The following is a 15,883-nucleotide window of genomic DNA, read 5'->3' on the forward strand; positions in this document are numbered from 1 at the left end:
GTCGTTTAATGATAACCATTTTCAATTACCTTTAGTTTACTGATAACGATTATCATTGTCAATGCATCTTTTGAATTTTTCAAAAAATATTCAGGTATGAATAATAAAAAAAGACTCCCCATTAAAATGATTGAGAGTCTATGAAATATGAGTGTGAACATAGGAGCACCACAATCACTTAATTAGGAATATGGAGATAATTTTAATCACAATCTTTTTTATTAATTGTATTCCTGTTAAGTGCTTTATTTCTTGAAGGGTAGCAATAAAAAGAGGCACCAAAAAATGGTGGCCCCTTAATCCATACTAATATAATAGATATTTTTCACGAACCTCATTAAATTCATCTAAACCATTCTGCCATGCTGCTTTCATTTCCTCAACACTTTTGCCAGCTTCAATATCAGCACGAATGGAGCCATTACCGACAAGGTTATCAAAGAAGGAGATTCCGGCTGCACTTGGTGCTCTAAATTGGAAATCATTTGGATACATATCATGGATTGTTTTTACAATATACAATCCTGTTTCAAACGGCTTATAAGAGTTTCTGTCTGTAACATGAATTTGAATACCGTGACTTAATACATTTGCATGTTTTGAAAATGTCGGAATAAATGACGCTGCACGGAATGTAACGCCTGGTAATTTGTAAGAGTTTAACTTCGCGGCCAGGTTGTCACTATTAATAAACGGTGCCCCTATCAATTCAAATGGCTTGGTTGTTCCTCGTCCCTCCGACACATTGGTTCCTTCAATTAGAGCAGCTCCTGGGTAGACAACAGCCGTTTCTAATGTCGGCATGTTTGGTGACGGAAGGACCCATTCTGATGGCGTTTCATCAAAATACATGTTCCGCTTCCAACCATCCATTTCCACTACTGTTAAATCGGCTCCAATCCCAAATTCACTATTGAATAGCTTCGCCAATTCCCCCACGGTCATCCCGTGGCGGACAGGAATCGGATATTCACCAATAAACGAAGAATACTTATCCTCAAGTACAGGCCCTTCGACTTTTGTACCGCTGATTGGATTTGGACGATCAAGAACGATAATCGGAATATTGTTCTCTTTTGCCGCTTCCATAGCTAACGCCATTGTATAAATGTATGTGTAGAAACGTGCTCCGACATCTTGAATATCAAATAGCAATACATCAACATTGCTTAGCATTTCAGGTGTCGGCTTTTTGGTCTTTCCATATAAGCTGTAAACAGGAAGCCCTGTTTTTTCATCCGTATATTGTTCAACGTACGCACCTGCTTGTGCACTTCCTCGTACACCATGCTCTGGACCATAAAGAGCAGTCAAGTTCACATTGGGGTTATTGAAGAGTAAATCTACGATACTCGTAACGTTTTGATCTACTCCGGTTGGATTAGTAATCAACCCTACGCGTTTATCCTTAATCAAATCTATTTCATCCTGCAACAAAACCTCAACACCCAAACGGAATTTTTTATTCTTTTTCTCTTTATCGTTCTTGGCCATTGCTGCAGAAACCGTAGATAGTAATAAAACGAGAACCAATAAACCTGTAAGCCACTTTTTCAAAACTATCCCTCCTCTTTATTTATTCCCTGCCTAGTATCCTAACCCATGGTCAAAACTGTATAATACACTACCATCATGGTTATAAAGTGTAACTGGAAGTTTTCCAGTTGGATTGTTCTTTCCAAAAATGGTGTTTGCTGCTGCTTCAAAGCTTGCTGGTCTGAAACCATATTGAACCAGGTAGGCGTCTACATTTGTGTAGGACATAATGTCATATGGATTTCTTGCCCCAACAGCGATAACAGGTACTCCAGTCTCTATGAGTTGTCTTGTCATCACCATTTGACTAGCGTTTTGTGCTCTGCCACTAACACTAGAAGTGTAGGTACCTGCAATGATATATTTTGCACCTTGTACTTGTGCTAACTGCGCTTCAGTAAGTTTATCAGAAGCATTGATATAAACGGCGCCAGCATGGTGTTTTTTAACCTCATTTGCAAGCAAATTAATCGAGAATCCAGAACCTCCAACTACGACAATCTTATCTTCAGGAGACACGGAAAGCGGAAGAACGGAATCATTTTTTACAAGAGTAATGGACTTTTCTGCTGCTTCTTTTTCAACTGCTTTATGTTCAGCTGACCCTACTACTCTAAGCGCATTCGCTACCTTATCGTCGAGGCTCCTTTCCATTTCAGCCTTAACGATTCCTCTATTTAACTTCAGTGTTAAGATTCTCTCAACGGATTGCTCTAATCTATCTTCTGAAATATCGCCTGAAGCAACAGCCTCATAAATGCCATTAGCTACAGCTTCTATTCCAACCGGCATTAAGAGAATGTCTGTACCTGCTTTAACCGCACGAATTGCTGCGTCAACAGGACCAAAATGATCTGCTATTGCCCCCATATTCATGGCATCCGTTACAATAACCCCTTTAAAACCCATTTCTTCGCGCATTAGACCTGTTAATATCTTGTGGGAAAGCGTACCTGGAACAGAGACTTCTGTTCCGTCCTTTTTAGAAATAGCTTTTGTATCGTCTATTTTCGGAAATGTCACGTGTGCAGACATAATCGCATCAATTCCCGCATCCATTGCCTGCTGGAAAGGATATAATTCTACTTTCTTCAAACGATCAATATCATGTGGTACTGATGGAAGTCCTACATGGGAATCAACCGCAGTATCTCCATGGCCAGGAAAATGCTTAGCAGTCGCCGCAGTCCCTGTTTCATGCAGTCCTTTAATATACGCATTTCCTAGGTTAGCAACTAGCTCAGGATCCTCACCAAAAGATCGAACACCTATAACTGGATTATCTGGATTGTTGTTTACATCCAACACCGGTCCAAAATTCATGTTAATACCCAGTGCATGAAGCTCCTCACCAATTGTCCGTCCAACTTTTTCAGCAAGTTCTTCAGACCTAGCCGCACCTAACGCCATATTCCCAGGCATGTCGGTACCAGTTTGCAGGCGTGTAACAATTCCACCTTCCTGATCAATCGAAATCAACAGTCCGTACTTTTCAGCAGCTTCTTGATAGGCACTGACTAACTTTGTTGTTTGATCAGCTGACACCGTATTCTCACGGAATAAAATCACACCGCCAAGATGATAATCCTTTACGAGCTTGGCAATTTCCGGATTCATTTCCGTTACATTTTTCCCCTTCCAGGTTCTAAAATCAGGCATTAGCATTTGTCCGACCTTTTCTTCCATGCTCATCTGCTTGATGGCATTACCGATAAGATCGTAGCGTGCGCCTTCTTCTTTTTCTATAATGACTTTTTCTTGGTTACCTTTGAATTGAATCGATATTCTATCGTTATAGCTGCCATCGCTGACAGATATAAAGGTTTTACCATTGTGACCAGATAACGTTACCTCTCCATTTTTAGAGACAGATGCAACATTCTTATTGGACGACTTCCATTTTAAATTTTCAGAGGCCAACAGAAATCTGCCATCATCATAAATATGAAGCGCGTTTAAAGCAAGTTTGTTATCCGTCACTTCCCGTGTAACTTGTGGCACATTTAGGTCTATCACTAAATCTTTACTGTCCGAAGCAGCTACAGCACCTGAAATTGGAATTCCTGTTAACAATAGTGCAATGGCTAGAAACGAGGTGAATACTGTCTTTACTAATTTTCGCATGTTTCTCCTCCTCAAGTGGTTCTTTATTTAATAATCTCTTAGTTCCCAATCGTTTTTAGAAAAGGCAAGAGTGTTTCCTGTATCTAGTTTTGGATTCTGAATATACCATCCACGTGAATTTGTAGATCCATCCGTTCGATAGACAAATCGTAATTTAGTCGCGTCACTAGGAATCGTCAATTCTTTCTTTTCCCAGCCATTACTTGTGCCTGTTAAGAGAGCAAGTTGCTGCCAACTTCCATCTCTAAAAATCTCTACAGACCCACTATCCCAAACATTCTCGATCCTATGCCATGTCGAAAAGGTGAGTTTGCTATCCTCAGATAAACGAAGATCAGTTTCCATAACTCGATTAAGCTTGTCACCGTACCCGGCAAACCAAGCTTCACCTTTATCAGGAATAGATACAGGAATGGAGTCGGCAACATTCCTAGCAAATAAACGACGGGTTTGATTCATTGATCCCATGTTTCTTGATGGATGGACACGGTTGGTTAGTAAAATCGCTACTGTTTTATTATTAGGGCTTACTACAATCGATGTCCCGGTATACCCTGTATGTCCAAATGAGTATGTACCTTCTGATAAAGCATCCATATACCAGCCCTGACCGAGTTCCCAGCCTAGTCCATGGTCATTACCAGGGAACGCTGCATTCTGATTTTCCAGCAGCAACTGTACGGTTTCTGGTTTTAAGATTCTTTTACTTCCATACTCGCCTCCATTTATAAAAATATGGGCAAGTTTAGCAAGATCATTTGCTGTAGAGAACACGCCGGCATGGCCGGCAACCCCATCCAATGACCAAGCATTCTCATCATGAACTTCTCCCCATACAAGACCGCGATTAGGAATTGCCTGGTATTCTGTCGCAGCAATGCGGTGTTTTAAGGAAGCCGGCGGGTTATACATGGTATCCTTCATTCCTAAAGGCTCTGTTATATATTCGTAGATGAATTCATCCTGGCGAGTACCCGACCAGTGCTCTACTAACATCCCTAATGTAATCATGTTTAGATCACTATATTCGTATTTCGTACCGGGTGTATTTTTCAATGGTTGGTTTAAGACGGCTTTCAACCTATCATCTCTAGAATTCCCTTGTGAATATAAAGGAATCCAAGCAGTAAACCCAGAAGTATGAGTTAACAGCTGGCGAATTGTTACGTTTTCTTTTCCGTTTGCTGCAAAGTCAGGAATATGTTTTGCAACTGGATCATCAAGATTGAAGTATCCCTTTTCAAAAAGAATCATGACAGCAGTAGCGGTAAAAATCTTGCTAATGGACGCCAAATCAAAGATTGTGTCAGTTTCCATTGGAATTGGATTTTTCATTTCGGTGAACGTACCATCGGTGTACTTTGCTGAATAGCCGTAAGCGTCAGTCTTAACAATTTTTCCAGCTCTTGCTACAAATGTGACTGCACCCGGCATTAATTTTTGTGAAATAGCTTGGTTCATAATTTGATCAATTTGCTGGAGTGGAGCCTTCATCATTCCTGCCCCTCGTGCAGAGCTTGGATGAAGTACGCTCGAAACAGGGATGATAGTTGAGTTCCATGTAAAGGCTGGGTGCGGGTTCTTAGATGGGATTGTGAGTTTCTCTTCCTTTTCAATCGTGGGTCCATAAGGCAGTTCATTGTTGGCAAATACAGTTGATGTCCCCAGCAGCATAGTACAAGCAGCAGTTATTATAAGAGTTTTTCTTTTCATATGCCCTCCTTGACTGAATTGTAGGCGGGATCTCCCCCGTGTTCACCAAAATTCTGGTAACGTTTACAACTTATAGTAAAAGCATATAGGTAATCATATACAGTCGTCTATACCACTTAAGTCACATAACAGCCGCTTTTACAGGCCAAAAGGATTACGTCGTTAGCATTATTTTTTAAAATAACGAGTAAAATTTTAAAATTTCATTTCAAAGAGGATTAGAATAGATACAATCCTTTAAAAAGATACCTGTTTCAACCTGCTAAAGCAAGTTGTCTAAAACTATTGAATGAGCGGATAGATCTCTTCTTGAGTTGTTTGTGATTTCTATTCTTAAGGACAAATCTTCCGCTGCCTTCCTGAGATTTGTCTTTCATCCATCCTATTAAGGACAAATCCTCTGCTACCCCTTTGAGATTCGTCTTTCATCCACCCTATTAAGGACATATCCTTCAATGCCTTCCTGAGATTTGTCCTTCATCCACCCTATTAAGGACAAATCCTCTGCTACCCCTTTGAGATTTGTCCTTCATCCACCCTATTAAGGACAAATCCTCTGCTACCCCTTTGAGATTTGTCTTTCATCCACCCTATTAAGGACAAATCTTCCGCTGGCTCCTTGAGATTTGTCTTTCATCCACCCTATTAAGGACAAATCCTCTGCTACCCCTTTGAGATTTGTCCTTCATTCGCCCTATTAAGGACAAATCTTCCACTGGCTCCTTGAGATTTGTCCTTCATCCACTCTATTAAGGACAAATCCTCAGCTACCTCCTTGAGATTTGTCCTTAATCCTTCCCCGTAATATGAAAAAGTGTACAAAAAAAAGACCCCCAACCAAAATTGGTTGAGAGCCTTTGAGTGTATGAAAATTAACGCTTTGAGAACTGAGGTGCACGACGTGCGCCTTTAAGTCCGTATTTCTTACGTTCATTCATATATATATATATAATATGAAGAAAAACGAAACAATATAGTACCTAAGGAAGCCTAATTAAAAGGCTTTTTTAGGTTGAATTGAAAATAAGATTATACATCATTCTACATGTTTCGTGGTCAAAATGCGGTCAATAGTCAATTAGAATAGTTACATCATGCCGCCCATTCATTTAATTATAAAATATGTAGAAATACGTTAAAAAGAGCGCCTTATATTGCTGTTTTTCCCATTTTACTTTTAATGTTTTCTAATAAAAGTAAAATATCAAGAGGACAAACCCTAAACAAAAATAGGGTCCATAAAGAGGCGGACCTTACTAAAATCACTTTCTTTACAAGGACAGTATTTTAAAATACAGTTAGTTAATAAATAAGTTTTTTACAACTTTAAATGGAGCTGATCGGAATTGAAACAACTCCTCCCGATTCCGTAATCCTACCACCATTTCACCCGCCAGCAAATTTTTTTACAACATAATTGATAAACAAGTCAATACTTCCTTCGGACCGCATTTCTTACGCTCATTATTATGAATCAATAAAAGGAATCCTATATCTTTATCTTTGTTTCGTGATCACAAAGTGGTCATTGTTTTCATCATTCCGCCAGACAATGATTTTTGCAAAAGCCGTATACATTTCTAGTGTTCTGTTTACTATATTTTTGCTCAAAAAAGTCTTACCAATTTTTCAAAAAGTGATGGTACAGATTGAAACTACATATTTTGACAATAAAAGTATACATTTTGTTGTCTTTTAGGAATACATTTACATTGACAGATTATCTTATTAAAGTCATAATAAAAATAAAGATAACGAGCCGCTACGGATCGTGCGACTTGTTCTTTATTAAATAAGCCACTACGGATCGTGTGACTTATTTTCAACAAACTATTATACGTGTAGGCCGCTACGGATCGTGCGACTTACAAATGATAAGCCGCTACGGATCGTGCGACTTATCATTCAAAAGGTCGGTGATTAATTTTAATTGTCGGCCTTTACAATTTCCAAAAAAATAAACGTTTAAAAACTAGTAAAAAAGGGAATAAATAAAAACATTTACCATATATTAATAATAGTTCTCGCTACGGATCGTGCGGGAACAAGGCTTGGGCCGCTACGGATCGTGCGACCCAAGCCTTTTTTATATTATTAATTCCTTCTTTATGCTCAAAAGCTTGCTATGCAGATCTCTTATTTTAACAGCATGTGGATCTGTACGAGCTGAATCTAATCTCGTAAAAGCTTGGGTTATCCACACTCCAACATCTGCAGCTTGTAACAATGGAAAATTAATTGATTTTTCAACAATCAATTCACCCATTGCCTTTTTAAGATTATTATCCCTTAAAGCAATTCTTAGCTGCTCCTTCTCTGGTGCATCACCATCATCGATAATTACTGTGAACTCCTCATTGTCACCTAGATGTCCTTCAACGTAGTGAAAAAATGCTGGGAGTAGTGTTTTATACTCTGTCATGTTGTTTTGTTTATTCGCTGGTTTAATAGCAGGTCTTAATTTTTCTTTGTCAACAATCCCGACATAAAAAGGTATATGCTTTTTTATCAATGCATCGACTACTTCTTCTAAGACTTGGTACTTTTCAACATCAGATAATTTACTCCATAGCCTTTTTCGATCTATGATATCAGCTGCATGTATTCGAAAATCGGATAAGAATTTAACTCCGTTTTCTAAGCTTGAAAATTGCGTAGAAGCATTAATGCCCGTGTTAAATCTCCCCAAAATCAGGCCTTTGTATTTCCGAAGAATTAGAACAAGCTCGTCATTTATTTCTTTCCAATCCGATGACTTTACATATGGGCCACCATATATTAGTTTAGTTTGGCTATTGTCCCATAATCCAGTATTCCCGGCTTCATCTAAATATAAAATCCCCACTGGCGCTCATCTCCCAAAACCAATTTATTCATTCACCAGGATCGCTATCTTCTTCCGAACCATCCGCAGGAGCATTTAAGTCCACTATTAGATATTGACCTTCTAACCTCGATAAAAACCTTTTAGCTTTTTCCAGTTTTATTTCAGGACAATATCTTAGAATAAATCTAATAAAGTCCTTATTGTTTATACGGATAAAACCATTACGTTCTTTTTCAGCAAATAAAATTGTATCGTCTGTTGCTTCAGTGATACTTACCCCTTGAACAATAATACATCGCCTTTCTCTATCGAAACCGATCCTAATTGAGTGGGAATTATTCAACGCATATATCGCCGCCTTATTAAAAACAACACCATATTCCGCAAGCGATACAATCGGAGTTCCTAGTGTAGGTTGATACCATTCAACATTAAATTCCATAGATCAGTGTAACCTCCTCCGATATTTTCTCTCTTTATATTCTATCACCACAACATTTAACTGTCTATCAAATTTATACCCTTTATATCTCATTTATATTACTTTTATTCCACCTTTTTATTTTTTTACCGATTCATTATACTCTGTTTAACCTAAAAATTATTTTTCCAAGGCAAATCAATTTTGACGGCCTGTATCATAGATATTTCAAGTTTTTATTACACGCAAACACTCAACAAAAATGCGATAAAAACACAACAAAGATAAAATAATATAGCTTATATTGGTATAATATCTGGGTTATCTGTTAGGAAACGTTAATTTAGATAACAGTATCTTTATGGAGACATCTTTAAAATACAATTGAAATTGTGAAAATCTCTTCAAAATAAGATAGGAAGGAAAGTAATACACACAAGAGAGAAGAGCATGCGGAGAGAATAAAAACACATTCATAAAAGTTTAAATGAGAGAAAAGAAAAGTAATATTATAAATGGGGAAAGATATTTCCGACATGTGTGTCTGGATATGGAGACATATCTTCGAGATAAATCATTTACCACAAACTATAATCTTTATCCACGACAACTCCTCCTGGTTATCAACCAATACACGACCAATTAATGCAATAGCCCTTCTCCTAGTCGAGAAGGGCTTTACAAATTCCTATTATAAAAGGCAATCACTGACCTCTATTTTAAAGACAAATCAATAGTCAACACCCTCCTTTTCTCATCCATAATGGCCTCATATGCGGAAGTTGCCTGTATATTTCCTCTTCCTTTTCTTTTTGTTCATAATCAGAAATGCTCCTATTAATATGCTCATTTTCTGTCTTTAAATGTTCCAGTTGTTCCTCATAATATTCTTGTCTTTCTTCAAAATACTCAATTTGCTCCTTTAAATTTTCGATTACCTTAATCAGATCAGCTTTTGAAAATTTGTTATAATCCTCACTATTAATGGGAACCTCCTCCTCAATTTAAATATGATTTTCTACCAAATGTTTATGATATTAATGGAAATACAATAACTGTTTGTCTTGATGACATACTTAATTTATTTCTTATGACACCCTAATATCGACATGCCTCTTGCACTTCGTACACTGAAACAAGTTGGGCTCCACTTCTTTGTGTCGCTTCAACTTCCTGCATGTCTGACAGCTTAACGTCACGTGTCGTCCAGAGAAATCATTAAGTCCAACGTTATTTTCTTCTGATAATAATTCCTCTTCTTCATCATCCATCCCTACCACATAAAATGCATAAGCCAAAATCACAGTCATACCGCCAGTAATATAACTGATCCAACTCATGTTATGTCCTCTCTTCCGCTCAGAACATAGTTCAATTCACCGTTATTATTGACAAGGACCACTCGGTAAGCTTTTTCTGTGCAATACTCCTTTTGCAGCTCTGAGACAAGACTATCGTCATTAAGCCCCTTTTCAATTAGTACTGCTGCCAGTGTCGTCGGCTTTATATTACATGCCGTTGCCAGTCGGTTCAGTTTGAAAGCTTGCTTGTTTGTCAGTGAGATGTTCACTCTGTGAACCCTCTTACCGCCAAGCCCCTTCCCTTCTATCATATCGAATCCTCCCTTTTGAAATCGTCTTGACAATTGACAGTGTCGACCATGTTACAGTGTTACAGAAATATCGAGTAGAGGATGGCGATATTACTTCCCAACGACTATTTTGATTCCCCCACTATCACTTCGTTGTACAATCTTAAGTGGTGCATTGCGTCGCTTCACATCTGCGAATATTAATTCCTTAACATAACCACTGAACTCTATTTTTTCTTTTTCGAGGTGCTCTAAAAACTCTTTCTCCTGTGGATTGGTTATATTAAAAGAAACTGATTTTACCCTTTTGTTGCTCATGTTTTTACCCTCCTTTCATTCGATTACTAAATGGTATGAGCGCTATGACCTATATATAACTATCTATCACAAAAATAGTTTGATTTTTTTGTAAGTAATCTTGTTAAAGGAATAACAATGAATTTTGTCGAACTATATGGTGAGGTGTTCATAATGTATAAAAGCAACATTGGGCAATTAATTAAACAATCACCGTATAAAAGGGAATATATAATGAAAAATTTAGGGGTATCTGCTAATACATTGTCAAATTGGAGCACTGGAAAAACCTTACCATCGCTCGATAAGGCTTTTCAATTAGCCGACATCTTAGGAGTAAAGGTTGATGACCTGTATGAACGAAAAGTGGAAGAAACTGATTGAGCAATTTGAGAGAAATGGGTATACTCCTAAAGATATTCAAAGGATTGTCCATTTTTACGATGTGACAATGGAAACCGATAAAATGTTGAAGAATTTGTACGAGGATGAAGAGAATGAACATACTGATTCAGATTTTCTACACCACGAACGACAATAGTGTTTTACGGAAAGGGAATTTTCCATTAAAGAATAAGAAACCTGAGGAAGTAGCTTATGATTTTTGGAAATGGATTAAAAGAGAACACCCATACCCATGTAAACTGGAAAAGGTAATTTCAAATGGAGAGGATTTAACGCAGCTGGTTAAGAACCTGGAGAAAGCGGCTCATGAATGAGTGGCTTTTTATTTTGCCATAAAATATCTAAACCTATATGAAAATGATTCTTGGATAAAATGATTTGAACTAAAAAAGTAAGAGTAACAATAAGCTCTTACCTTTTCTATTTATGGATGATTTTTCGCTAAACTTTTCGATACTTTACAAATCGAACTTCTTTCCATGTTGGAACAGTTGGGTCCCACGTATATTCAGACACCCTACTGGTTTTACGAAGAGATTCTAACTTATTGTTCACGTCTTCCTCTGATAGAAAAAATTCAGCTTTCCCTTCACAATAACCAGGTTTTATTCTTTGGTAATCAAATTGTAGGATATATACATTTCTATCGTCACATAAAAACTCCCTAAATTCAGTCGTTACTCTCCATTCTTCTCCCTTATGTAAGCTCTTATCTATTATCGTTGGTATTGTCCACATCCTAGTTGGCACTGGCCTGTTGACTGAAATAATGGCTTTAGGTCCACTTTTCAATGAATAGATTTCTCCACCATTCACTCCTAAAACAAATTGCTTATCTGCTTGATATACTTCCATGAAATACCTCCTTTGGTCTCCATTTAAGCATAATCGTTATTTAATGCACCTGCTGCTATGTATGTTACGATATTTCAACATCTGATTAATATAATCACTTGAACAGAAGAAACATACATATCGTAACTGGCTCTGATTGAAGTGCGACTCTTTAATAACAAAAAAAATGGGACACAAAAAAGCACCGTAATTAGCATGGTGTTTATTTGTATTAATTACTCTTTCTTATTCAGCTAAAGCTACCCGTTAGTTTAAGTGTATTTCTTCACAAACTTAACCTTTTGGGCAGGTACATTTTTTCTTTTTGTACTTATGCTAATTGGCTATAACTTGAATGAAGAAAATAGATAAACTCTACCGCCATTTCCTTAGATGTGGCGGTTCTTGGTTTTACTTACTTTATTAAAAAAACAAAGAGGGTAGCTATTCAAGCTACCCTTTTGTCAAACACTACAGATTTTTTAGCTTTTTAAGATTCTCAATAGTTTTGTCATCTAGAGTGGTTACAAATCCAATAATACCAACCGCGCTCAATGCCGCAAAACTAAGATTCAGAATACCTTTTTTGTCCATGCTTTCCCCTGCTTTCTAATTTAAATTGAAGAAAATAAATTAAAAGGAGATATTTAAAATGAAAAACAAAGGTGGACATGCTTATCATATCATAAAAAAGACAAAAATCACTTTATTTTTTATTTTTCAGAAAGGATTTTTTATTCTGCTTTTACCTCAGCCCCTTCAAGAAGCCGTATTAATAGTAATAAATTGGTTAAGCGATTAACCTGCCCGTTACTTCAAGAAGGAAAAGGCGATCCTACTTTATTGAAGCATCGCCTTCGTTTTACAACAAGCACTTATAATTATTCATCATAAGCATCTCCCAAAGAAATAAAATCATCATGAAGCCAGTACCAGTATTGACCTTTATTCAACATTAATTGTTCTAACAACTCAGTAAAAGAAGTTGCGATAATGGGGCAACTACCAGCAACACCGTGAGTATCCCAAAAGCTAATATAACATAGTCCTAATCGTGATTTATCCAGGTCAATTGTTATGTAATCACCATTTATATCGTCACCAATTATGTACCAATTTGAAGATATATCATATTCAGCTCTTTCACCGATAATAACGGGGTTTGCTAATACAAACTCTTGAGGAGAAACAATTTTTATTGCATAATCACAGTCAATATAAAAATCAATTCCCCCACAAATGTTATAAAATTCGTTTAAATCGCTTGGTAAGGTGTGTTCTTTTTCTACATCAGGAAAGCCTGCTGGAGGATGAACCAAACAATTTGGTAATTTCTTTATTTTATCAATTAAAAGTTGAATTTCCATTATTTTTCATTCCTTTATCTTATTTAACATTTAGACAGCCTAAATATTAATTCGCCCTGTTTTTGTGCTTTCCTTCTTGCAGTAGTCGAGTAGAAGAGAACCTCTCTACCTTACGGTAGATTGTGTTCTCCCCCCTCACAGAACCGTGCTTGCACTATTAATGCACACGGCTCCTCCTAATTATCATTTACAGAATATAGCTTATCTCTTTTCTTAAATCATAAATATTCACTTTGATTCTTGGTGAAGGAAGTGGATATTTACTAAGAAAGAGATTAAATTTATCCCATGTAAAGGACTTCCTTTGGCTTCTTCTGTTAAGCCATTTAAATAGTAAATACTCGATTTTCTCTTTGAAGTTGTTAACAGTTTGGGTATTATCTGTGATGCAATAATAGTTGTAATAGCCTATAAGTGAGCGTCTAAATCTATCCATGATCGTATGAATATCTTTATTTCTATTAGTCTTTAGCCATTCTTTAGTTTCTCTTAGTTTGCCTTGAACTTTCTTCCTGCTAGATTTCCGTTTTACTCGAAATTTCCCTTGTTTGCTTTTCCCGCAATAGTGGGTAAACCCAAGGAAATCAAAGGTAGCTGGTTTACTATTCCCCTCTCGCTTTGCATTATTTTCTGCGAACCTCCCAAAGGGAATAATTTTAGTTTTATCCTCGGCTATTTCCAAATTAAACTTCTTTAATCGAAGCTTTAATGAATGGAAGAATTGCTGAGCCTCACTTTTATGTTGAAAACAACAAACAAAGTCATCTGCGTACCTTACTATGTATGCCTGTCCTTTACATTGTTTCTTAACCACTTTCTCAAACCATAAGTCGAGTACATAATGGAGATAAACATTGGCTAATATCGGAGATATTACTCCACCTTGCGGTGTGCCATTATCTGTCTTGTACTTCTTCCCTTCCTCCATATATCCACCTTTAAGAAACCGGCTGATTATTCTCAGTAGGTTAGGGTCAGCGATACGGAGTTTCAAGAATTCTAACATCCATTTGTGGTCAACGTTGTCAAAGAAACCTTTGATATCTACATCCACTACATAACTTACTGACCTCTTTTCAATATAGTGGTTCAGTATTTTCAGCGCGTCATGGCAGTTTCGATTATGACGAAATCCAAATGAACAATCTAGGAAGTCATTTTCATAGATAGTATTTAGTATTTTGGTAATGCCTTTTTGTACAATTTTATCTTCGTGTTCCGGTATTCCCAATGGTCTTTTCTTGTTTGAATTGAGTTTTGGGATATACATTCTTCTTACTGGAACAGGGCGATAACTTTTGCTTTTAAGCTTACATACTAAATCCTTTATGTTTTCTTCCACGTTTTCACTGTATTGTTCTTTAGTCGTTCCGTTAACACCAGTCGCCTTTTTATTAGGTAGTTCATGATGACACTGTGTTAGCGATTGCACATTTAATAAGTGTGCTAGTGATGTAAATTTCATTTTAGGCTCAGATTTTGCTAATTCTGCTATCCTTAGTAGTTTTGTTTCCATTTATTATTCCTACCTCTGTGTGTAGTAAATGTATCCCTAGTAAGGGTGATAACTGGTAGCTAGCCTTTCCTCCATCGGCATTACCCAACTTCATTGGTACTACGCTGCTATCCGACTCCCTACACGGCATTTGGTTTCCTTGCTTGTTATCGCTTGTACACCATACTCTTCAATAAAGTAGAAAAGACCGGTAGGGTCTCCCGAGTTGCCGTATCATATCAATGTGTAACGTGCCAAGGTCTCTGACTCCAGAGAGGTTTTATCCTTCTTGCCTTTGACGATGGATAAAATGTTGCTTTCTGCACGCAGGTAAGGCATTAGCCCTCTCGGTTTACTAACGTTTATGGAGCTCAATTCCTTCAACCACTTGGCTTTCGGCCCGCCACCTAACTGTCTACGCTTAAAGATTAAAGTTACCTTTAACCCTCCAAGACTCGCTACGAGCGAATGGCTAGTTCTTACTCGGCGGGAATCCCACCCGCTATATGATACGACCTATGCTCGGCCGCACACCTGCACCGTTAGGACAAAAAAAAAGCTGCCACAATGACAGCTCTGTTCTTCCACTCTCGCACCCGTTACATTTACAAGTAACTACAAATGGTTATATTCTAATACTTCTATATTAAAACCATGGTTGCATTTCTTTTTATTAATTTTAATACTGTCACAAGATGGAGAAATCCTTATTTTAACCAAGTCGTCTATATAGTTATCTCCCTTGTCATTTTTAGGATTTACTCTAATCCTTACGGCAACATCATAAGAATGATTATCGTTATAATCAATATCAACAATTCTTGTCCATTGCCAATCTGTCGAATTATTATTATATTCTTTTAGAACCTTCTTATCTATGGTTGGAAATACAATATCTGAAATAATGTCCTCTGTTGTCATATATAATTCTGGTTCGTATTTTGAAACTTTGGCTGCTTCAACAGTTTGAAAAGGTGTAAAAGTAAATAATATAAATCCTAATATGATTAAATATTGTTTAACCATCATTATTCACCCCATATTTAAATTTACCCCTTAATCTTCCCAATTTGTTCTTCTTTATTAAACTAAACTGCCACTTACTTTAACACATTCTTTCACATACTACTTTCTGTAGAAGACAGTTCAGCGATTTTGTTAAATGCCCAAATATGAATGTCAAATGACCGTAGATCACCGTCTATTCTGGTTTTTCTTCAACAAAGTAATCAAATACAATTCTTTATATTTGCCATTTTCCTTAATAAAAGTT

17 protein-coding genes and 1 pseudogene are annotated in these 15,883 nt (G+C 37.0%); 4 read left to right on the forward strand and 14 right to left on the reverse strand.

Translation table 11 applies throughout. From position 1 onward, the window contains the following. Positions 1-306: 306 nt before the first annotated feature. The 9 genes and pseudogenes from ACN6MT_RS03060 to ACN6MT_RS03100 form a co-directional block, all read right to left on the reverse strand. Positions 307-1,557 carry an exo-beta-N-acetylmuramidase NamZ domain-containing protein gene (locus ACN6MT_RS03060; protein ID WP_419954754.1) on the reverse strand — a complete coding sequence of 417 codons (1,251 nt, stop codon included), beginning with the start codon at positions 1,555-1,557 and terminating at the stop codon, positions 307-309. A 30-nt stretch (positions 1,558-1,587) separates the two neighbouring features. Beyond that, positions 1,588-3,660 carry a glycoside hydrolase family 3 protein gene (locus ACN6MT_RS03065; protein ID WP_419954755.1) on the reverse strand — a complete coding sequence of 691 codons (2,073 nt, stop codon included), beginning with the start codon at positions 3,658-3,660 and terminating at the stop codon, positions 1,588-1,590. Positions 3,661-3,687: 27 nt separating this feature from the next. After that, entirely contained in the window at positions 3,688-5,373 is a 1,686-nt protein-coding gene (locus ACN6MT_RS03070; RefSeq protein WP_419954756.1) for a serine hydrolase, read from the reverse strand. Positions 5,374-6,245: 872 nt separating this feature from the next. Continuing rightward, positions 6,246-6,311 (reverse strand): annotated as a pseudogene (gene rpsI, locus ACN6MT_RS03075) (30S ribosomal protein S9); the annotation flags it as partial. A 1,148-nt stretch (positions 6,312-7,459) separates the two neighbouring features. Continuing rightward, on the reverse strand, positions 7,460-8,218 hold the full coding sequence (locus ACN6MT_RS03080) for a DUF3800 domain-containing protein (protein ID WP_419954757.1): 759 nt from the start codon (positions 8,216-8,218) through the stop codon (positions 7,460-7,462). Between the two features lie 28 nt (positions 8,219-8,246). Beyond that, positions 8,247-8,642 (reverse strand): hypothetical protein, encoded by a 396-nt coding sequence (locus tag ACN6MT_RS03085; RefSeq protein ID WP_419954758.1) that lies wholly within the window; start codon positions 8,640-8,642, stop codon positions 8,247-8,249. Between the two features lie 1,067 nt (positions 8,643-9,709). After that, positions 9,710-9,961 (reverse strand): hypothetical protein, encoded by a 252-nt coding sequence (locus tag ACN6MT_RS03090; protein WP_419954759.1) that lies wholly within the window; start codon positions 9,959-9,961, stop codon positions 9,710-9,712. Beyond that, entirely contained in the window at positions 9,958-10,233 is a 276-nt protein-coding gene (locus ACN6MT_RS03095; RefSeq protein ID WP_419954760.1) for a hypothetical protein, read from the reverse strand. Before ACN6MT_RS03095 ends, ACN6MT_RS03090 begins: the two co-directional genes overlap by 4 nt. Before the next feature lie 90 nt (positions 10,234-10,323). Continuing rightward, complete coding sequence (locus ACN6MT_RS03100) at positions 10,324-10,530, reverse strand: hypothetical protein (protein ID WP_419954761.1); 207 nt, start codon at positions 10,528-10,530, stop codon at positions 10,324-10,326. A 213-nt stretch (positions 10,531-10,743) separates the two neighbouring features. Here ACN6MT_RS03100 and ACN6MT_RS03105 point away from each other — a divergent pair, with 213 nt between their 5' ends. The 3 genes from ACN6MT_RS03105 to ACN6MT_RS03115 are packed head-to-tail and all read left to right on the forward strand — an operon-like array spanning position 10,744 to position 11,228. Continuing rightward, positions 10,744-10,893, forward strand: coding sequence for a helix-turn-helix transcriptional regulator (locus ACN6MT_RS03105; RefSeq protein ID WP_419956370.1), 150 nt, complete (start codon positions 10,744-10,746; stop codon positions 10,891-10,893). Further along, positions 10,856-11,050, forward strand: coding sequence for a hypothetical protein (locus ACN6MT_RS03110; RefSeq protein WP_419956559.1), 195 nt, complete (start codon positions 10,856-10,858; stop codon positions 11,048-11,050). Before ACN6MT_RS03105 ends, ACN6MT_RS03110 begins: the two co-directional genes overlap by 38 nt. Continuing rightward, a complete protein-coding gene (locus ACN6MT_RS03115; RefSeq protein ID WP_419954762.1) occupies positions 11,007-11,228 on the forward strand; it encodes a hypothetical protein in 222 nt (73 codons plus the stop codon). The genes ACN6MT_RS03110 and ACN6MT_RS03115 overlap by 44 nt, the downstream gene beginning before the upstream one ends. Before the next feature lie 127 nt (positions 11,229-11,355). Here the strand turns inward: ACN6MT_RS03115 and ACN6MT_RS03120 are convergent, their stop codons facing one another. After that, positions 11,356-11,769, reverse strand: coding sequence for a hypothetical protein (locus ACN6MT_RS03120; protein WP_419954763.1), 414 nt, complete (start codon positions 11,767-11,769; stop codon positions 11,356-11,358). Positions 11,770-12,219: 450 nt separating this feature from the next. Continuing rightward, positions 12,220-12,342 carry a hypothetical protein gene (locus tag ACN6MT_RS03125; RefSeq protein ID WP_419954764.1) on the reverse strand — a complete coding sequence of 41 codons (123 nt, stop codon included), beginning with the start codon at positions 12,340-12,342 and terminating at the stop codon, positions 12,220-12,222. A gap of 58 nt (positions 12,343-12,400) precedes the next feature. On the opposite strand from ACN6MT_RS03125, the gene ACN6MT_RS03130 reads away from it, so the two are divergent. Beyond that, entirely contained in the window at positions 12,401-12,550 is a 150-nt protein-coding gene (locus tag ACN6MT_RS03130; protein ID WP_419954765.1) for a hypothetical protein, read from the forward strand. Between the two features lie 79 nt (positions 12,551-12,629). Here ACN6MT_RS03130 and ACN6MT_RS03135 read toward each other — a convergent pair whose 3' ends face one another. The 3 genes from ACN6MT_RS03135 to ACN6MT_RS03145 all read right to left on the reverse strand — a co-directional run bounded on the left by ACN6MT_RS03135 (position 12,630) and on the right by ACN6MT_RS03145 (position 15,639). Further along, on the reverse strand, positions 12,630-13,118 hold the full coding sequence (locus ACN6MT_RS03135) for an SMI1/KNR4 family protein (protein ID WP_419956371.1): 489 nt from the start codon (positions 13,116-13,118) through the stop codon (positions 12,630-12,632). A gap of 184 nt (positions 13,119-13,302) precedes the next feature. After that, the gene (ltrA, locus tag ACN6MT_RS03140; RefSeq protein ID WP_419954766.1) at positions 13,303-14,631 is read right to left on the reverse strand and encodes a group II intron reverse transcriptase/maturase; all 1,329 of its coding nucleotides are present in this window, start codon (positions 14,629-14,631) and stop codon (positions 13,303-13,305) included. Positions 14,632-15,225: 594 nt separating this feature from the next. After that, complete coding sequence (locus tag ACN6MT_RS03145) at positions 15,226-15,639, reverse strand: hypothetical protein (protein ID WP_419954767.1); 414 nt, start codon at positions 15,637-15,639, stop codon at positions 15,226-15,228. Between the last annotated feature and the right edge of the window lie 244 nt (positions 15,640-15,883).

The organism is Neobacillus niacini (assembly GCF_048572935.1).
GTDB lineage: Bacteria > Bacillota > Bacilli > Bacillales > Cytobacillaceae > Neobacillus > Neobacillus niacini.

Coding starts and splice junctions, on each gene's coding strand:
- ACN6MT_RS03145 (WP_419954767.1), bottom strand. CDS start 15,639: ATGATGGTTAAACAATATTTAATCATATTAGGATTTATATTATTTACT.
- ACN6MT_RS03100 (WP_419954761.1), bottom strand. CDS start 10,530: ATGAGCAACAAAAGGGTAAAATCAGTTTCTTTTAATATAACCAATCCA.
- ACN6MT_RS03115 (WP_419954762.1), top strand. CDS start 11,007: ATGAACATACTGATTCAGATTTTCTACACCACGAACGACAATAGTGTT.
- ACN6MT_RS03120 (WP_419954763.1), bottom strand. CDS start 11,769: ATGGAAGTATATCAAGCAGATAAGCAATTTGTTTTAGGAGTGAATGGT.
- ACN6MT_RS03095 (WP_419954760.1), bottom strand. CDS start 10,233: ATGATAGAAGGGAAGGGGCTTGGCGGTAAGAGGGTTCACAGAGTGAAC.
- ACN6MT_RS03070 (WP_419954756.1), bottom strand. CDS start 5,373: ATGAAAAGAAAAACTCTTATAATAACTGCTGCTTGTACTATGCTGCTG.
- ACN6MT_RS03085 (WP_419954758.1), bottom strand. CDS start 8,642: ATGGAATTTAATGTTGAATGGTATCAACCTACACTAGGAACTCCGATT.
- ACN6MT_RS03065 (WP_419954755.1), bottom strand. CDS start 3,660: ATGCGAAAATTAGTAAAGACAGTATTCACCTCGTTTCTAGCCATTGCA.
- ACN6MT_RS03090 (WP_419954759.1), bottom strand. CDS start 9,961: ATGAGTTGGATCAGTTATATTACTGGCGGTATGACTGTGATTTTGGCT.
- ACN6MT_RS03125 (WP_419954764.1), bottom strand. CDS start 12,342: ATGGACAAAAAAGGTATTCTGAATCTTAGTTTTGCGGCATTGAGCGCG.
- ACN6MT_RS03110 (WP_419956559.1), top strand. CDS start 10,856: ATGACCTGTATGAACGAAAAGTGGAAGAAACTGATTGAGCAATTTGAG.
- ACN6MT_RS03130 (WP_419954765.1), top strand. CDS start 12,401: ATGAAAAACAAAGGTGGACATGCTTATCATATCATAAAAAAGACAAAA.
- ltrA (WP_419954766.1), bottom strand. CDS start 14,631: ATGGAAACAAAACTACTAAGGATAGCAGAATTAGCAAAATCTGAGCCT.
- ACN6MT_RS03105 (WP_419956370.1), top strand. CDS start 10,744: ATGAAAAATTTAGGGGTATCTGCTAATACATTGTCAAATTGGAGCACT.